Raw genomic sequence first — 18,441 nt, 5'->3', positions numbered from 1 at the left:
CCGTTCTGACTTTGAACCACCTCAGCGCTCCGCCAGGATTCGATGAAAGAACATGCTTAAAAGAGAAAGCTGTACAGGATGAGCCCACAAACTCCCTGCACAGCTTTCTGTATTTTCGCCGTTTTTCCACTATTGTTCGCTGTCCCGCTTCAGACTTTCACCGTTGGAGGCGATGACATCCTTATACCACCAGAAGGACTTTTTCCTTATCCTCTCATTGGTCCCCTTTCCTTCGTTGTCCCTGTCGACATAGATAAGCCCGTACCGCTTGGACATCTCCCCGGTGGTGGCGCTGATCAGGTCAATACAGCCCCAGGCAGTATATCCGATCACGTCCACTCCGTCCTCATCGACGGCGTCCATCATGGCTCTGATATGGGAGCTCAGGTAACCAATCCGGTAATCGTCCTCAACGGTCCTGTCCTCTGTCAGGGTATCGAGGGCTCCCAGACCGTTCTCCACAACGAACAGAGGCTTCCTGTAGCGGTCATAGAGGGCGTTAAGCGTAATGCGAAAGCCCAGGGGATCGATGGGCCAGCCCCACTGGCTCACCTTCAGATAGGGATTCTTCGCCGATGCAAACACATTGCCTCCAGAGGCCTCCCCCTGTCCATCTGCCCTGACAGTACGGCTGTTGTAGTAGGACAGAGCGATAAAGTCCGCTGTATTTTCCCGGAGAAGCTCCTCGTCCCCCGGCTCCATGGCTATCTGAATCCCCTCACGCTCAAACAGCTTTCTGGCATAGGAAGGGTACTCCCCCCTTGCCTGCACGTCGATGAGAAAGTAGGTCTCCCTGTCCTTCTTCATGCTCTCCCAAACATCCTCCGGCCGGCAGCTGTAGGGATAGACGCTCCCTGCTGCCAGCATACAGCCTGCCTGAGACTCCGGATCGATCTGGTGGGCCAGCTTCACCGCAAGAGCAGAGGCCACCAGCTCATGGTGAGCAGCCTGATACTTTACCTGAAGCTCATTCTCCCCCTCCTCAAAACGGATTCCGGCTCCCATGAAGGGCAGGTGCATCAGCATGTTAATCTCATTAAAGGTAATCCAGCGGCGAACCCTTCCCTGAAACCGCCGGAACAGTACCTGGCAGTATCTCAGATAGCAGTCAATCACCCGGCGGCTTCTCCAGGATCCATATTTTTCCACCAGAGCCAGCGGTATGTCAAAATGGCAGAGCGTCACCACCGGCTCGATGCCGTATTTTAAAAGCTCGTCAATAAGGCTGTCGTAAAACCGAAGTCCCTCTTCACTGGGTCTCTCCCCTTCCCCGTCCGGGAAAATTCGCGACCAGGAAATAGAAAAGCGGTAGCACTTAAAGCCCATCTCGGCAAACAGGGCAATATCCTCCCTGCAGCGGCCGTAGTGGTCAATGGCCTGGCGTCCCGGGTAGAAGGTGTCTGCCGAAAGGCTGCGGTAATCGCAGGTGCCGTTCATCACCGCAAGCCTCCGCTCTCCATGGGGCAGCACATCCACAATCGCCGGCCCCCTGCCGCCTTCCTGCCAGCCGCCTTCACACTGATTGGCAGCCGTAGCGCCGCCCCACAAGAAATCATTTCTCATCGTATTCCTCCAAACTCGTCATCATCCCTTGGTCTCTTCCTTAGGCCATACAGAGAGCAGCGCCTCTCCTCTGTCTGCCGCTCCCGTTTTGAGCGTCCTGATCTCGCCGTACTGCATGTAATTGGTAACCAGGACAGGCGTCACCAGCGAATAGCCAGTCTCCTGAATCAGCTTCATGTCAAATTCCAGGAGCGGCTGCCCCTTTCTGACCTGATCGCCTGCCTTGATCAGAGGTTTAAAGCCCTCTCCATTCAGCTTTACCGTATCCATTCCCACATGCATCAGCACCTCGGCTCCGCTTTCCGTCACCATTCCGATGGCGTGGCCGGTGGGGAACATAGCAGAGATGGTTCCGTCAGCCGGCGCCCACAGCACTCCCTCTTCCGGGATCACCGCCGCCCCTTTTCCGAGAACTCCGCTGGAAAAGGCCTCGTCCTCCACCTGGTCAAGAGGGATCACTGTCCCCTTCAGCGGGCTGTACACAGTGATTTCTTCTTCCACCTTTTCAGACAGACTCTCTGTATCCTCTGCCAGCTTCTGTACCTTCTCTTTCTCATCCCTGTAGAACATCATGGTCAGCACAAAGCCCACTGCCATGGAAATGGCAATTCCTGCAAAAGCTACAATGATATTTCCCATCGTGCCATCTGGATTCATCATGTTTGGAAGCTCAAAGATTCCCATTCCGCCCAGAATAAACTTTCGGAAGTTAAAGTGTCCGTAAAAGGCTCCCCCGATACCGCCGGCAATGCAGCTGATCACAAAGGGCTTTTTCAGCGGAAGCAGGATTCCGTAGATGGCCGGCTCTGTCACTCCGAAAATGCCGGAGATAAAGTTCGGGATCGCCATCTCCTTTAATTTCTTGTCCCTTGTCTTGAAAAAGATTGCCAGCACAACCGCTGAGGTTGCAAAGGTGCAGGCGAAAAACGGCATCATGACATTGTCGTAGCCCAGGGTCATGACATTGTTGATGTAGACTGGAATAAAGCCCCAGTGCAGTCCGAAGATGACAAGGAGCTGCCAGGTGAAACCTACTACCGCACCTGCCACCAACGGGCTGAAATCCCTGATTGCCAGGGTAAATTCAGATATCAGAATGGAGCCGAAGGTTGCCGCAGGGCCTAAGAGAAGCAGCGTCACCGGTAGCGTCACCAGAAGGGTCAGCATCGGGACAAAGAAAAACTTCACCAGATCCGGTACAATCCTGTTAAACAGCTTTTCGCATTTCGACGCAAACCACACAGCCAGGATCACAGGGATTACCGTTCCCGTATAGTTGGCCGCAATGACCGGAATCCCTAGAAAGGTCAGATACACCGGAGAGGCGAACATCGTTCCCTCAAACAGCGTATAGAGAGCCGTTCCCCCGGCTTCCAGGCTTCCAAGCTGAATGGAGGGATAGCACATGGCCGCACCGACGGCAAGTCCCAGCATGGGCTTTAAATGAAATTTCTTTGCAGCCGTGTATCCCAGAAACAGCGGCAGGAAGTTAAACAGGGCATCCCCGGCCGCATTGATCACCATGTAAATTCCGCTGGTCTCGGTATAGAATCCAAGCGCTTCAAACAGGGTATTAAAGCCCTTCAGCATACCGCAGGCAGCCATGATTCCAAGAATGGGCTGAAAAATTCCTGACACCACATCAATGGCACGGTCCAACAGCCTCTTCTTCCCTGCCCCGCTGCCGTCTGCCTGATTCACATCCCCGTCTTCCCTCAGATCGAGGAGAGGCAGCACGTCCTCATATACCTCCGCCACATGATTTCCGATTACCACCTGGTACTGGCCGCCGCTCTTCATCACCGTCACAACGCCGCTCATCCCTTTTAAGACGTCGTCGTTTGCCAGACTCTCATCCTTCAGCGTAAAGCGAAGTCTTGTGATGCAGTGGACAAGCCCTGCCACATTTTCTCTGCCCCCCACATTCCTTACAATGTCAGCGGCAAGCTCCTGATACTTCCCCATAGCTTCCTCCTATTTTTCCTTTTGTTTTCTATGGATTTAATGTAACGAATCCGGCCCTGAAACACAAGGCCGGGCGGCCCCGTAGTTCCATCGGTTCAAAATATGCAAAAAAAGAACCGCCGTATCTGAAACAGCGGTTCAAAATCTCAGAACTTAAGGCTCCTCTCCGGCACTGTTCAGCAAAAGCGATTCGTGCTTCTGCATTTCCAGCGAGGATTTCACATGCTCCTCCTGGCACCCTGCCAGAAGCATGGAAAAGAAGATGTCGAACACATAGTTGCCGGCCATAAAGGAGGTAATCACATCCAGGCTCAATACAGAATCCCTGTTTGGGATCTCCACCACCTCGTGGCACCATTTTCCTGTAACCTGGCTGTGAGGCCCCAGAATTCCTACGATGTGATTGTTGGTGGCCGTCATCAGGTACTCTCCCATCCGCTCCACCGTCCTGTTTGCCCCGGTAAAGCTGATGAGGAAGGCCACTGTCCTTTTATGCTTTCTGGCTGCCAGGTAGTGGCCGTTTATGCTCTCATAGGCGGAGCATTCCAGTCCCAGCGTGGCAAACTTAAAGGCGGCCGCCTGTGCCAGCACATAGCTGATCCCGGTGCCGTAGATGTCAATGCACTCTGCCCCCTGCAGAAAACGCCCGATCCGCATCATAGTATTTTTATCAAGGGTCAGACGCGTATTGGTGATCGCCTTGTCGTAAAGTCCCGGAAGGGTGAGGATAATGTCGGAGTAGGAGCTGTTTCCTGTAATGGGCTCCTTTGAGATTAGCTGGCTGATCCGCTCGCTCTGGTTCATCTCCGCCACCAGCCTGAGCTTCAGCTCCTGGTAGCCTGACAGTCCCAGCTTTTTGCTGAGCCTGACAACCGTAGCCTTGCTGGTGAGGGAGGCTCTGGCCAGCTCGCCGGCAGAGATATCCGGAATCTGGTCCATATGTCCTAAAATATACTCTGCCACATCCCTCTCGTGGTTTGTGAAATTTTTCATCTCTCTGAGCTGTACCAGAAGCATAATCTCTCCCTCTATTAATCAATGTCGATTTCCATCCCGCGGCGGAAATACTTTCTGTCCTCCTGGGTGATGGCTCGGAGTACGCGGCAGGGGTTCCCTACTGCCACCACATTGTCCGGTATGTCCTTCGTAACTACGCTCCCGGCCCCGATCACGGAATTTTCTCCCACCGTCACGCCTGGAAGAATCACGGCGCCTGCTCCGACCCAGACGTTATTTCCAATCTTTACAGAAAGATTATACTGGGCCTGCTTTTTGCGAAGCTCCGGGCAGACTGGGTGTGTTCCCGTACAGACCACTGCATTGGGTCCAAACATGACATGGTCCCCGATAAAGATCTCCGCATCGTCCACCAGAGTCAGATTGAAATTGGCATAGACACCTTTTCCCATATGTACAAATTTTCCTGCCCAGTTGGCGTGAAGGGGAGGCTCTATATAACAGTTTTCCCCTACCTCTGCAAACATTTCCCTCATCAGGCTGTCTCTTTTTTCTCCCTCAGACGGCCTTGTATGGTTGTACTCATAGAGCAGCTCCATCTGTTTTTCCTGCTCCTTCGCCAGCTCGCTGTCATTGGCATAGTAGAGGCGTCCTGTATTCATCCTCTCCTGAATTTCCCTTAAATCCATCCTTCCGTTCCCCTCCTGAATTTTCGATGTCGATTCGTGTGCGGCACCTGCCAGATAAGGCCGGTGCCGCAAGAAAAATATACCTGATCTGCGCTCTCTTAGCAAGGCTTTTATGCTGCCTCTTCCTCCGTCTGTTTCTCTATTCTGCCCTCAGCAAACGTCCGAATCCGACATTATTATGGATATATTTTAAGATCGCATTCGCATTTGTCGAAAATTTACCTTATTTTTCCGATATTTTTGCCATTATTTCCCTTGACAGTTTTAAAAAATTAGAGTAAATAAAAAGAAATAGTATTAGTTTTTATATATATTCATATGAACATTAGTAGAAATGTATATGGACGGCTATACTCCCCTCTCGGGAGTTTTTCTTGGAAGGAGGAATTGACGATGTTTGAAGCAGTAGAAGAAAAAGCCATGGTAGAATTTCTCGGACGTTTTACAGATTATCCCTTTATAATAAAGTTTGGTGACCGTTCTTACCCCATCGGAAGCGGAGAGCCGGCTTTTACCGTTTCTTTCAAAAAAGCGATCCCCATGTCAAAGCTCCTGACCAGTACTTCTCTGGCTCTGGGCGAGGCCTACATGGACGGCGATCTGGAGGTGGAGGGAAATCTCTACAATGCTCTGGATCACTTTCTGGGACAGATGGGAAAATTTTCAACGGATGAACATGCCCTGAAAAAGCTGATTCACTCCTCCACCTCAAAGAAAAATCAGGCAAAGGAGGTAACCAGCCATTACGATCTGGGAAATGATTTTTATAAGCTATGGCTGGACAAGACCATGAGCTATTCCTGCGCCTATTTTAAGACGCCGGAGGACAGCCTGGAGACAGCCCAGAAAAATAAGGTTGACTACATTCTCGAAAAGCTGTGGCTGAAGGAGGGAATGTCTCTTCTGGATATCGGCTGCGGATGGGGCTTTCTTCTGATTGAGGCTGCAAAGAAGTATAAGATTAAGGGCACAGGCATTACTCTGAGCCATGAACAGTACAGAGAATTTGAAAAACGCATTCAGGATGAAGGCCTTCAGGATTCCCTCACGGTCAAGCTGATGGATTACAGAGATTTGAAGGGAAGCGGCCTGTCCTTTGACCGTGTGGTGAGCGTAGGGATGCTGGAGCATGTGGGACGTGACAACTATCAGCTCTTTATAGACTGTGTGGACAGTGTATTAAAAGACGGAGGCATGTTCCTGCTCCACTTTATCAGCGCTTTAAAGGAGCATCCGGGAGATCCCTGGATCAAAAAATATATCTTCCCGGGAGGGATGATCCCAAGCCTGCGGGAAATGATCTCCGCCCTGGCAGAAGACAGCTTCCACACCCTTGACGTGGAAAATCTCCGCCTCCACTACAACAAAACCCTGCTCTGCTGGGAGAAGAACTACAGAGAGCATATGGAGGAGGCCCGCGCCATGTTTGACGAGCGCTTCCTGCGAATGTGGGAACTGTATCTGTCCTCCTGCGCAGCCACCTTCCACAACGGCATCATTGACATCCATCAGATCCTCTGCACAAAGGGCATCAACAATGAGATTCCCATGGTAAGATGGTATTAAGGAGCCGAGGGCGTTGTCTCTCATTTGCTGAGCGCGGCGGAAAGCTTTGCTGCGCTCCGATTTGAGGCAGATTTGAGGCGGACTGGGGGCAGGCTGGACTCCTCCCCCTTCTTCCCCGGGGTTCATCAGTCCGTAAGGTGTTTGATCCATCTGAGCCAGCCTGCTACCGATGAGGCCCTGCGGCCTGCCAGGCTCTCTGTGCAGAGGCCCATGGCCATCATTCTTTTTTCGATGTATTTCTTATCAGGTATCGTTCCGGTACTCAGGAAAATCCCAAAAAGCTCATGGAAAATCTCATGCTCCAGAATCCGTTTTACATAGCCAAGCTGCCTCTCCCGGTAGGAAAGGGACAGCAGGCGCCTTCCAGCCGGAGTAATCCCGATGCGCACAGGTCCTTTCTGTGCCCCGGCCGGCTTTTTTCTGCACGCCAGTCCCAGATAGGCGCAGGCATTGTAGTAATAGCCGGACTGTCTCTCCCGGAATCCGAACACCTCTGCAATCTCCTGTGAGGTCAGGGGATGACGGTTCAGATGCTCAGTCAGGGAAATGACCTTGTCAAAGCTGTCTGCCTGTATAAAGGGAATCCCCTCAGGCTCAGGGAGAACCTTTGTCTCGCGCCACACCTCAGCCAGCTCCTCCAGCCGGATCGCCGTGTCCTCAAAGCTATAATATTTTTCCTGTATCAGCCGCGGCGAGTCGTAGAGCTGCCAGTCGGTGAATTCATACTCCAGAAGCCGGAAGATATTGTTGGAGTAGACCAGGAACACCGGACGGATCGGTTTTCTGATCTTTTCCCTCCACAGGCGAAAGGGGTAATAGAGCTGGCGCACCAGAAAGTTGCTGTGCACTACATTTTTTCCTTCTATGATGGAAAAACAGCTGCGGCCCTCGAATCCGCCGTCAATTTCCACCTGGGAATTGTTCACCTCAATGGCTGACAGCCGTTTCCTGTCCTCTGAGTGAATCTGAAAGGAAAACACGCCGGATGCCATCCTGCCGGACACTGTTTCAATCATTCTTTTCTCTCCGAGAAAATCCTCCAGGATCCCTGCGAACCCCATCAGACGGATGGCCGCTGCCTCTGAGCGCACGTCCTTTATATCGATGGTTTCCAGATAATCCGGTATCAGGGAACTGTCTGCCCGCTTTATCCCTCCGGCAGACTCCGGGGAGAACTCCGGAAAGTCCTCATAGAGTCTGAAGTCTCCGATCACGTATTTTCCCCTGGTCACCGGGAGAATTCCCAGTCTTCCAAAAACCTTCGGTAGGGATTCCCGGGTGTCAAATTTTGTCATGAGACGCGGTTCCTTAAACTCCCGGATCTGATCGGCTGTAATCGAGAAGCAGCCGTGCGCGTCCACTTCCTCCCTGATTCTGTATTTTTCAAACAGAGCCTCCCATTTTTCCTCAATGATTCCCACAGTTCCTCCCTCGTTCTGAAGATGCGTCCGGCAATCTTACGGATCAGTAATTTCTCACCAGAACCTCGTCGATGGCTCCCCGCTTATCTGCCTTTGCATTGATAGCCCGCTTGGCTGAAACACGCTCTATGGTATAGCCGCTGTAAAGGTTTTCTATAAATTCACAGCAGGAATTGGAGAGCAGAAATTTGATTCCTCTTTTATCCAGGAGGTCGCACTGGCGCTTCAGCTCAATCTGCTCTGCCTCGCCGAACCCGCTCGCCGTGTAGCCGGTAAAGGAGGAGGATAAGCTGAGGGGCATATAAGGCGGGTCGAAGTAGACAAAGGCTCCCTTTCGGATCCCCTTCAGGGCTTCCCTGTAGTCTCCGCATTTGATTGTCACCCTGGCCCGGTTCAGGTAGGCGCTCATAGCCCGGATGTTGTCCGCCCCTGAGATATTCGGGTTTTTGTAACGCCCCCAGGGCGCGTTGAACTGGCCGGAGCTGTTGACACGAAAGAGACCGTTATAGCAGGTTTTATTCAGATAGATGATCCTGGCAGCTCTCTCCACAGGCGTCAGCTGTCCGTAGGCTTCCGGCTCCCGGTCAAGAGCACGGATTTGGTAAAAGTACTCCTGACAGTTTGCCTCTCTGTGCTGTTCCAGAAGGCTGATCAGCTCTTCCGGCTGGTTTTTCACAGTCTCATAGACATTGATCAGCTCGGCATTGGAGTCATTGATCACTGCCTTTTTGGGCTGAGTGGCAAACAGGACTGCACCTCCTCCCACAAAGGGCTCATAATAAGTGGTATACTCCGGAATCAGCGGCACAATGGATTCCAGAAGCTGCCGCTTTCCTCCTACCCATTTGAGGATAGGCGCAACCTCCTGCTGCCGGGCAGTCCCCCGTTTCTGTACATGGGAGTTTCCGCACACAGATGGGTGGTGCGGCTGTGTTGATGATGCTGTTAAGGATGTATGTGATGATGTCATGTATCTCTCCTGTGAGTAGTCTGTATTGCAGCGGACGAGTGAGGCCAGAGGCCTGCTTGCGCGTCCTGCAGGCTTTATACGGGTAAACTGCGCTTTGCTTTCCCGCAGTTATTATACCATATCCTTCGGATACGGCAGCCTCCGGCGGAATTTAGCGCCCGGATTTCAGCAGTACATGCTGAAACCGGTATGCGCAGGTATAATAACCGCTCCGCGGTTATTATACCATACCCCCATGGTTCTGTTAAGGTGGAGCTTTAAATGGGGGGCGGTTTTTGATTTGCTGTGTTTTTGGTGCGGTTATGAACTTCCTGAAATCTCTTTTTCAAAGATGGTGAGGTCCTGCCCTTTCAGGGCTCGCTCCAGGAGGGCCGGGAGCTTTTCCGGGGCGCAGGCAAAGCAGGGGATTCCCAGGGAGGCGATGCGGCCTGCCATCTGGGCATCGTAGTAGGGCTTTCCCTTGTCGGCAATGGCCAGCAGACAGATTACCGATACACCCGACTCCCGAAGGGAGGCGAGACGTCTCAGAAGGGAGGCCCGGTTTCCCCCTTCCTCTAAATCTGAAATCAGAAAAAACAGGGTCTTAGACGGATTCTCGATGAATTTCTCGCAGTACGCTACTGAGCGGTCAATATCTGTTCCTCCTCCCAGCTGGAATCCGAACAGCAGATCCACCGGGTCACTGCATTTTTCCGTTAAATCTACCACATTTGTGTCAAAGGCCACGATTCTTGTCTCTAAAGCCGCCATGCTGGCCAGAATGCAGCTCATAACCGAAGAATAGATAACCGACTCTCCCATGGAACCGCTCTGATCCACATCCAGAATAACCGTATGCCTGTTGGCCGCTGTCCTGCTGGTGCGGTCAAAGAAATAAAAATGCTCGGGGATGATCTTTTTCACCTCCGGCCTGTAGTTTCTAAGCCCTCTCTGGATCGTCCTCTGAAAATCCATGGCAGAGGCCGACGGGATAGGAGAATGGCGGCGTCGGTTGACCGCAGATGCTACCGCCCTCCTGACATCCTGCTCCAGCAGCCGGTTGATCTCCTCCACAATTTTCTCTATAAATGCTCTTACACTGTCCTTCGAGCGTTTTGGGATCTGATCCTTTAAGAGCAGAAGGGTGCTGGCCAGGCTCATGTCCGGCTCCAGATTTTCCAGTATCTCCGGCTCAAACAGAAGCTGTTTCAGACCGCACCGCTCCATGGCATCACCCTGCACAATCTTCACAAGCTCCCGGTCAAACAGCGTTCTCACATCTCCCAGCCACCTGGTAATCTGAGGGTTGGAGGGTCCCTTTCCGCCTCCCTGTCCGGCTCCTCCCTGAGCCTGAAATCCGCCGTAGGCTGCGCTGTTATATATGGCGGCAAGGGCCTGATCCATCATCAGCTGCTCCTCTGACAGCCTGGCTCCTCCATACCCCTCCATTGTCTGAAACTGCCCCTCGCTCTCTGCGCCAAGAATCAGGCGCCATCGTTTCATGCGTTCTGCCGTATCCATTTCTGCCTCCCCTCTGCACTCTCTCCTGTCCAGACTCACGTCCTATATATCGTCAAAGTCAAAATCTGACAGCCCCTCTAAAAGCTCCTGCTGCTCCTCACCTGAGAGAGTTTCATTTAAAAGCTCGCTCACCTGTCCCGGGTTTACCTGCCAGATTTCTCCCAGATTTTCCGCAATCCTGTTTTTTTCCTCAGAGGTGAAGTCTGCGAAGGCTCTCCTCAGAAACACAAGGGCCCTCTTAAATTCCCTGTCATCCAGTTCATCCAGATACCCGCTCAGGCTTTCCCACAAGGAGAGTCTTGCAATCAGGGCGTAATGGTTCTTCATGGACAGCCCTTCAAACCACCCGGCCCCCAGCTCAGCCGGAATTCCCGGCGAGAGCCTTCTGGACACCTCTCTTAAAAGCTCCTCCTCCATCATTTTTCCCTTTTCAAGAAGGATGGCTGCCGCAAAGCCTGACAGTTTTGTGTTCAGATCATCCCTTCCGGCAATTTCCTGCAGGACACGATCCAGACGCTCCCCATCCAAAAAATCATGGGAAACAGCTACCGTGTTGGCTGTGTTTATGGCCTCGGCCACCCGTTTAGCCGCATCGTCATCGCACCGGCACTCTTCCACCAGAATCAGACAGAGCCTTAAGAAGATCTGGGCAAGCACTGGGATCAGCGGCTTCCTGTTAAGTTTCCTGATATCCCCATACTGGAGCACCACAGACAGGCTGCCGGCCGCAGAGGCCAGCTCCTCTGCAGAAGCCGTATCCACTGCCATGGCCTGCAGAGCTGACACAGTGTAGGCCACTGCCTCCGGCATACCGCACAGAAATGCCTCCTCTGTAACCCTGGAAAGAGCTCCGATGCTTCCCGCCCTGTCCGCCCTCTGTTTCAGCTCAAGAGAAGCGGCCTGCTCGATGGTATCCCCCTTGAGCACTGCCTCCACCAGCTGGATTTCTGATTCCGGCGTCCATCTCAGAACCCATCCCTCCGCCCAGGTCGCCCCTTCCTGGCGTTTTTTCTGCAGAGATACAAAGCTGTTTCCCAGGACGCGAAGCCTGTGCAGGAAAAAAGAGCGGTTTAAGTCCAGAAATGCAGCCCGCTCCGATTTCACAGTCAGCTTTTCCCTCAGATCCAGGGAGAGCTCCTGTGCCGTCACAGAGCGGTAGCGCTCCAGCTTCAGCTCCGCCATATTTCTGTTAAAATCCGTCTGAATGGAGGTCTGGCTCACTCCCTCCGGCAGGCTTCCCACTGCAGTTCCGATCTCCGTGTCCGCCATGGCCACTGCCAGCTCTCCATAGCTCCCATGGCCCATGCAGGCTATGGCCGCATCTTTCAGATCACTCAGCGACGGATTCTCGTAACCTGACAGCTGTGCCAGCGCCCCGGCCAGGCGGAGGGCCTCGATCACCTCAGCGGAAGAGACAGGATTTCCCTCTCTCCGGCAGAATGCCGCCAGATTGGAAAGATAGCGTATGGCTCCGTAGCTTCCCTCTCTCCTCTTTCTGGCCTCCCACAGCAGCTCATAGTAGGCCGGTGCCCGGTTTCCCGCCCCATATCCGCCTCGCTCAGAAAGCCGGAAGTAGGAATACGGCATCAGTGTCCTGCAGGACTCCATACAGGCAAGAGTCTGTACCTCCTCCTCTGTCATGGCAGCCGTCCTCTGAAGCCCTGTAAGGTGGAAGGCTCCGGTGACGGCGACAATCCGATCAGGAGGGATCCCCTCCCTCACAGCCCGCTCTATCTCACGGCGCATATACGCTTCCCTCAGATTCGTTTCTGCCCGCTCAGCCGGATCCTCCTCTGACAGCTCCCGAAGACTGGAGCCAAATTCAGCCGCCCCCTTCCTGTAGCCATCAGCCGTCCCTGCGTTTTCCATCACATGCTCCCAGAAGGCCTCCTGCCCTCCTGCGCCTGCCGTCCGGTCGACCTTTTCGTAGAGCTCGGATATACGGAGTCCCTGCTCCCGTTTTTCCTTATCCGCATGTTCTTTTTCTATGGAGGCTTCACTCCTTAGTTCCTCTCTCGCCTTCTGAAGAGCCAGAAAGGTGCCGGAGGTCAGATCCATAAATCTGGCCTGCTTTCCATTTTCCCTGGCCCACAGAAGCGCCTGATATTCCGGCGAATAGACGGCAAACGGATAGAGAAGCGTCCGGACGGGGAGCTCTGTTGTGTAGGCCATCACAGCTACGGGCGGCTTCACCTGGGTGTCTGTCAGCTCCCCAATCAGATCGGTAAAATCAGACGGCCCTTCGATTAGCACAAGCTCCGGATCCGTCTGATCCAGAAATGTCCGAAGATGCCAGGCTCCCCCAGGCGACAGATGACGGATTCCGAACAGATGGGGGCCGCCCGGACAGAGCCGCAGCTTTCTTTCCTCAAACCCTTCTCTCATGTCTTTCTCTCCCTGCCTTTCTGCCTCTGATCAGCTAGCTGTTCAGCTCCCTGCACTCCCTGTAAAGTCCGAGCCATCGGGAACCGCGTTTCTTCATGACATTTTCCAGATATTCTACCCATGCCTTGGAATCCCTGTCCTCGTCCTTGACTATGGCTCCCTGCAGTCCTGCAGCCAAATCGCAGTCTGTGACTGTTCCGTCTCCAAAACTTCCGGCCAGAGCCATACTTCCCCCCAGCAGGGAAATTGCCTCAGCCGTAGACAGCACGCCGGATGTGCTCTTTAACTTCTGCCTGCCGTCCAGCGTCATCCCCATCCTAAGCTCCCTGAAAATGGTGCAGACCTTTTCCACCACCTCACTGTCAGGCACTGCCGCATTGAGATCCAGATTTTCCGAAAGCTGGGTAACTCTGGTGCGCACGATGTCCATCTCTGCACCCAGGCTTTCAGGCGCCGGCAGGACCACGGTATTAAAACGGCGCTTTAAGGCTGAGGACATATCGTTGACTCCCTTGTCCCTCGTGTTGGCTGTAGCGATAATGGAAAACCCCTTTTTCGCCGGTATCTCGATTCCCAGCTCCGGTACGGATATCCTCTTCTCCGACAGAATCGAGATCAGCGCATCCTGTACCTCACAGGCGCACCTTGAAATCTCCTCCATTCTGGCGATGGTTCCCGTTTCCATGGCGCGGTACACCGGACTTGGGATCAGAGCCTCCCTGGAGGGACCTCCTGCAATCAGCATGGCGTAGTTCCAGGAATATCGGATCTGTTCCTCTGTGGTCCCTGCCGTCCCCTGGATAACCTTGGTGGAATCCCCGTTTATAGCCGCAGTCAGATGCTCTGACAGCCAGGATTTCGCAGTTCCCGGATCTCCTATCAGCAGAAGAGCCCTGTCCGTCACCAGGGTAGCGATGGCTATTTCCACCAGCCTTCTGTGGCCGATATACTTGGGAGTAATCTCCACTCCTTTTGCCTTCCCGCCGCATATGTAGGTGAGAACCGAGCGCGGCGACATCCTCCATCCCGAGGGAACAGACTCCCTCTCTGCAGCAATCAGCGCATCGATCTCCTTTTGAAACAGCTCTTCTGCAGGCAGCCTCTGTATATTTTCCTTCCCCATAAATGTCCTGTCCTTTCTCTCAAATCATCGTGTTCTGTATTCTGTCTTCCGGCTCTCTTTCCGGCTCTATGCCAGCTCTCCCACGCATGCCCCGTCAGCAAGCTGCTCCCGCCAAATCTGAATTCTTTCTCTTCCGGCTATGGTGCCTTTCCTGTCCCTCTCAAGGGCACGGCCAAGGCTCTCCGAAAGCTCGCTGGCAGGCAGAGGAATCTCTTCCAGCAGGCATTTCACCCGCCATAAATACTGGCTCTGATTTTCCCTCAGGACTCTCTCAACGACGAAATCATAATCTCTGAATCCGCATCGCCTGAGAATCCTCAGCAGCCGGCTGTCAATCTCCAACCCCATGTGAATCAGGCTTTCAAAGTGCGCTCTGTATGCCTCGGAAAGTCCCTCTGCCTCCGGACAGTACAGCTGCACCAGCGCCTGTTCCAGGCAGCTCCATTCAGACGCCTTCGAATCCCTCTCCAGAGCATATCCCTGCCCCGGCATCTGCCCTGTGTACACCTTCACGTTTTTTCTGACAAAAGTTCTGTTCCCCGGCAGAAGAAGCCAGCCATACCATCTCCTGTCCAGATTTTCAAAGCAAACGGGCTCCTCTGTTCTGCCGCCGCTGTCCTTTCCGCGGCTTTGCTTAATAAAAACATACTGCTTTTTCTCTTCTGAATACTGGATTTGACACAATACCTGCAGGATGGCAGAAGCTCTCCCCCCTGCCAGCCAGGGACTGAATTTCTCGTATACGGCCTCTGCCGTCTCTGTAAGGAGAGCTCTGGCAAACACAGCCTCCTCGATCCCGCTGCGCCTCTCATTCTGTCTGTCTGAATCTCCAAACTCCCGGAACATCCTTTCAATAAAGGAAGCCATTTCCTCCGTGGGGGAATCGCAGAAGGAATCATAGAAAAAGAAAGGAGGAAAAAATCCCGGCGTTTCAGCATAAGCGCGCCTTAGCCATTCAAACAGCTTATCTGAGCACTTCCCCTCTGCTGCCCTCCAGATCTTCTCTTCATCCGTTCCCCAGGCCGGCCAGTTCAGGTCTTTTCCGCTCTGCCGCCTGTCCCACTGCATCTGTTTACAGAGCTGATCTCTCTTCTTTCTGAGCTGGGATGCTGTAGTCCCGTCCTCAAGTGTGCCGTTTTTCCCGAGAGAGGCTAACAGTGATTCTGTCCTGCGATACTCCTCCCCGGCCTTCTCCATCTCTGTTATCACACTCTTGCGGAACTGCTCCAGGACATCTGCCATCAAATCTGCCGAGCGGACATTGCGGGCGCCGCAGAGGATCCCGGCAGCCTCGGAGGGCTTTTTCTTCTTCATGGCGGCCAGATATTCTTCTGGTTCCTCAAGCTCCATGAAGGACAGAGTCCAGAGAACCCGGTTTCTCATTCCCCCTTTTTCTGTTTTCAGCATATCGTACAGAAGAGAAACATTTTCACTGTCAAAGCGAAGAAGCCCAATCGCCTCCTCCCTGATGCTCTTCTCTCCATCCATGGCCGCCTTCCGGTAAAGCTGATTTTCTGAGGCCCCGGCCAGCTCTCCTATGAGGCGAAGCCTCAGAAGCATGCCCCGCTTTCCATTTGAATCAAAGCCCTGGCGAAGCATGGGAACAATACTGCTTCCCATCTCAAGGAGCCTTCTGTATACAAGATTTCCGATCTCTCCATAGCTGTCCCCCAGCGCCTCTATCATAAGACGGAGAAGGCGCCAGTCAGAAAGCAGCTCCGGCTCTTCCCGCACAGCGCTCTCGAGCACTGCGTATCTTCCTCCTCCCGTTCCCGTGAGGGCTGCCACAAGAGGAGCCATCCTGCTGTACGGAATATTCTGAAGGAAGCTTAGGGACTTTTCCTCTCTGCCTGTCTCATCTGAAAGGCTGCCCCCTTCCCCCGCACAGACTCTGTTTTGCTCACAGCCGTCTCCCTCAAGGGGAAGAAGCTCACCGGCCGCCCCCACGGTCCCCTGCGTGTATACAACTGCATTCACCAGTGCCAGAGCATCCATCAGCGCTCCCGGCCTGTCCTGACACTCAGGCGCTATGGCCGCCTGGGCTGCCTGTTCAATTTTTTTGAAAACAGGAGCGGCCTGCGCCAGAGGCCCCATCTGAGCTGCCGCCTTTTTCAGGCGAAAATCCTCGGTCATAAGACCTGTCCCATAAACTGCCGCTGCCTCAAGCTGTTCCTTCAATTCATACAGTGCGCTCAAGTTCATATCTTATCCTTTCTGCCTGAACGGTTCAGACTGGTCCGCAGCACACGAAAACTTCCCTGAATTTTCAGCTGCGCTTCCCCTCTTTAATACATGAGCCTTACAATCTCCTTTTCCGTGACTATACTTCTGGGATGCAGGCAAATCTTCCTGTCTGTCTCGTCATAGTACAGCAGGCCAAACATCACCTGATTTTTTAAAAGTGTCCTGTCGGGAAGCAGGCCAAGCTGCTGCACACAGGGTTCCCAGCCCCTGCAGGTGCGGTCTCTCAGCTCGATCCTTCCGCCTGCTGCATCCTCCATCACCACACATTCGCCGTCCTCCCCGGCGCGGCCAATCTGAGAAAAGGCAATGAGCATCCCGCAAAAGTCATCTGACAATGTATTTTTTATCTGATTCTTCACCTGCTTTACCGCTGACGGAATATCCTTCCAGGCAAGCTCCATGAGTCCTCTCCTGTCACTGTCCTCCACCTCCTGAAAGATGGCCTGCTCCCACCGAATCCGCCGGTTCATATCGCCGGGATAGTATATCAGGGAAGGAACCTTCAGTTTTGCAAAGCAGGAGTCCTCCTGCTTTATGTGACTGAGAGCTCTCACAGGGCGATAATTTCTGGAAACCGACACCTCGCCTGTGTCGATATCTGCCCAGAAAGCCTCATCTATGTACTCCCTGGCCGCCTCGTCATACAGAACGGAAAAGGAGAGCTGCAGAAGCTGCGCATTCTCCTTTTTAAGTCCCAGCTCCTCCAGCTGATCCAGACGCCAGATTCCGCCCAGCTCCTCAAACAGGATACTCCCGTCCTCCTCTGCCGCACCGGCTTCCAGCCTTTCCCTCAGATAAACGTCCGCCTTCTTTCCCAGGGCGTGCAGCCGGATCAGAAGCTTCACTGCCGCCCTGCAGTGGGATGGGTCTGAATCCTTCTGATACTTTTCCATGCACAGAATCAGTTCATTCAGATATTTCTGCGGCCCGGGGAGATAATAGTCTCCAAGCTGCTTTGACAGCTCCCTGTAATTCTTCAGAGAGATGCTTCCCATAGACGAAAGGCCGGAGAAAAGAAGCTGATCCGTCATCTTCTTCAGCAGTGCAAGTCCCTCCAGCTGCTTTTTCATCTTCCTTGTCTTCGCAGCCCCGGAAGACTTCGCGGCTGTTTTTTTCTTTTTCTCCCCACCGCTCTCTGTGCCGCCCTGTGCCTGTGAAAGGGTTTTTGCCTTTTTTTCCTCTCTGGCTTCCTGCCTTGCCCTCTTATCAAGAATATCCCCTGGAATCTCTCCCACAGGAAAATCCTTTCCCGAGGCTATCTCAAACAAAAGGGCAATACTGTGCTTGCAGGGGAACTGACGGCTGGGACAGCTGCATCGAAATACAGGCGCTCCCTCCTTCACAAAATCTGCCGAAACCGTATAATTTGACTTTCCGCTTCCCCTGCACTCTCCCATATAGAAGGTGTCGTCCGCAGAGCGCATGCGGGATACAAAGCCTCCGCCCGACGAAATTTTCCTTCCGTTCATCACAGCTCCTCCGTTGGGAGCCAGGCTGATAATCTCCTGCTCACTGATCGTTCTCATATAACCTCCTGTCCCCTGCAAAAACGAACATTTGTTCTATTTTTATTATAACCGAGCCTGCGGAAATTTCAATAGCCGCAGAACACATTTTTTATGTTTCTGTCCGCCTCAGCCCATCACGTCTCACCTGCTGCTGCGCAGGTGAATCAAACTCTCTCCCATTAAATTTCAGTTCTTTTCGCTTTTTATATAATAGATTCTGCCTTTTAGATAGAATACCATATTTTAATCAAAATCAACTCCTGTTTTTTCTTAAATTTTCCTAAACATGCAGATACTTTCCTGATTTCCCGCCTGATTTCCGCAAATACGCCTCTGTCCCCTCCCTGACGGTCCGGCGTGACTCTGCTCTCAGCCATGTTCACTCCTGCGTCTCCGTACTGCAAAATAGTTGACAATTCAACTTTCATTTTCTATAATAATTTTGTCACTTTTTATTATTACAAAATTTTAACACCGAATCTTCGGTAAAAGGCCTGATATCTGCTGTCAGAACTCTCTCACAGTAAAATCCGGCCTGGAAAGGCAGGTT

12 protein-coding genes are annotated in these 18,441 nt (G+C 52.9%); 1 reads left to right on the top strand and 11 read right to left on the bottom strand.

Annotated elements, in window-relative coordinates; translation table 11 throughout:
* Positions 1–129: 129 nt before the first annotated feature.
* From LK436_RS06190 to LK436_RS06175, 4 genes are all read right to left on the bottom strand, one after another.
* Positions 130–1,563, bottom strand: a complete 1,434-nt coding sequence (locus tag LK436_RS06190) for a 6-phospho-beta-glucosidase (RefSeq protein WP_008399310.1) — start codon at positions 1,561–1,563, stop codon at positions 130–132.
* Positions 1,564–1,584: 21 nt separating this feature from the next.
* Complete coding sequence (locus tag LK436_RS06185; protein WP_008399311.1) at positions 1,585–3,528, bottom strand: beta-glucoside-specific PTS transporter subunit IIABC; 1,944 nt, start codon at positions 3,526–3,528, stop codon at positions 1,585–1,587.
* Positions 3,529–3,681: 153 nt separating this feature from the next.
* Entirely contained in the window at positions 3,682–4,545 is an 864-nt protein-coding gene (locus tag LK436_RS06180) for a MurR/RpiR family transcriptional regulator (RefSeq protein WP_008399312.1), read from the bottom strand.
* A gap of 14 nt (positions 4,546–4,559) precedes the next feature.
* Entirely contained in the window at positions 4,560–5,174 is a 615-nt protein-coding gene (locus LK436_RS06175) for a sugar O-acetyltransferase (protein WP_008399314.1), read from the bottom strand.
* A gap of 393 nt (positions 5,175–5,567) precedes the next feature.
* On the opposite strand from LK436_RS06175, the gene LK436_RS06170 reads away from it, so the two are divergent.
* A complete protein-coding gene (locus LK436_RS06170; RefSeq protein WP_044931856.1) occupies positions 5,568–6,740 on the top strand; it encodes an SAM-dependent methyltransferase in 1,173 nt (390 codons plus the stop codon).
* 125 nt (positions 6,741–6,865) lie between these two features.
* On the opposite strand, the gene LK436_RS06165 is transcribed toward LK436_RS06170, so the two are convergent.
* The 7 genes from LK436_RS06165 to LK436_RS06135 all read right to left on the bottom strand — a co-directional run bounded on the left by LK436_RS06165 (position 6,866) and on the right by LK436_RS06135 (position 17,909).
* Positions 6,866–8,161, bottom strand: coding sequence for a type II restriction enzyme (locus LK436_RS06165; RefSeq protein WP_008399319.1), 1,296 nt, complete (start codon positions 8,159–8,161; stop codon positions 6,866–6,868).
* A gap of 43 nt (positions 8,162–8,204) precedes the next feature.
* Complete coding sequence (locus LK436_RS06160; RefSeq protein ID WP_083794790.1) at positions 8,205–9,131, bottom strand: DNA adenine methylase; 927 nt, start codon at positions 9,129–9,131, stop codon at positions 8,205–8,207.
* A gap of 300 nt (positions 9,132–9,431) precedes the next feature.
* Positions 9,432–10,631, bottom strand: a complete 1,200-nt coding sequence (locus tag LK436_RS06155; RefSeq protein WP_008399322.1) for a VWA domain-containing protein — start codon at positions 10,629–10,631, stop codon at positions 9,432–9,434.
* A 42-nt stretch (positions 10,632–10,673) separates the two neighbouring features.
* Entirely contained in the window at positions 10,674–13,016 is a 2,343-nt protein-coding gene (locus tag LK436_RS06150) for a DUF5682 family protein (RefSeq protein WP_008399323.1), read from the bottom strand.
* Positions 13,017–13,050: 34 nt separating this feature from the next.
* A complete protein-coding gene (locus tag LK436_RS06145) occupies positions 13,051–14,139 on the bottom strand; it encodes an ATP-binding protein (RefSeq protein ID WP_008399324.1) in 1,089 nt (362 codons plus the stop codon).
* Positions 14,140–14,205: 66 nt separating this feature from the next.
* Complete coding sequence (locus LK436_RS06140; protein WP_008399326.1) at positions 14,206–16,341, bottom strand: hypothetical protein; 2,136 nt, start codon at positions 16,339–16,341, stop codon at positions 14,206–14,208.
* Between the two features lie 83 nt (positions 16,342–16,424).
* On the bottom strand, positions 16,425–17,909 hold the full coding sequence (locus tag LK436_RS06135) for an SWIM zinc finger family protein (RefSeq protein WP_008399329.1): 1,485 nt from the start codon (positions 17,907–17,909) through the stop codon (positions 16,425–16,427).
* Positions 17,910–18,441 lie beyond the last annotated feature (532 nt).

Source organism: Clostridium sp. M62/1 (genome assembly GCF_020736365.1).
Classification (GTDB): Bacteria; Bacillota; Clostridia; order Lachnospirales; family Lachnospiraceae; genus Otoolea; species Otoolea saccharolyticum_A.
Note: the sequence above shows the minus strand (reverse complement) of the source record. Positions and strands in the feature narration are given on the sequence as shown.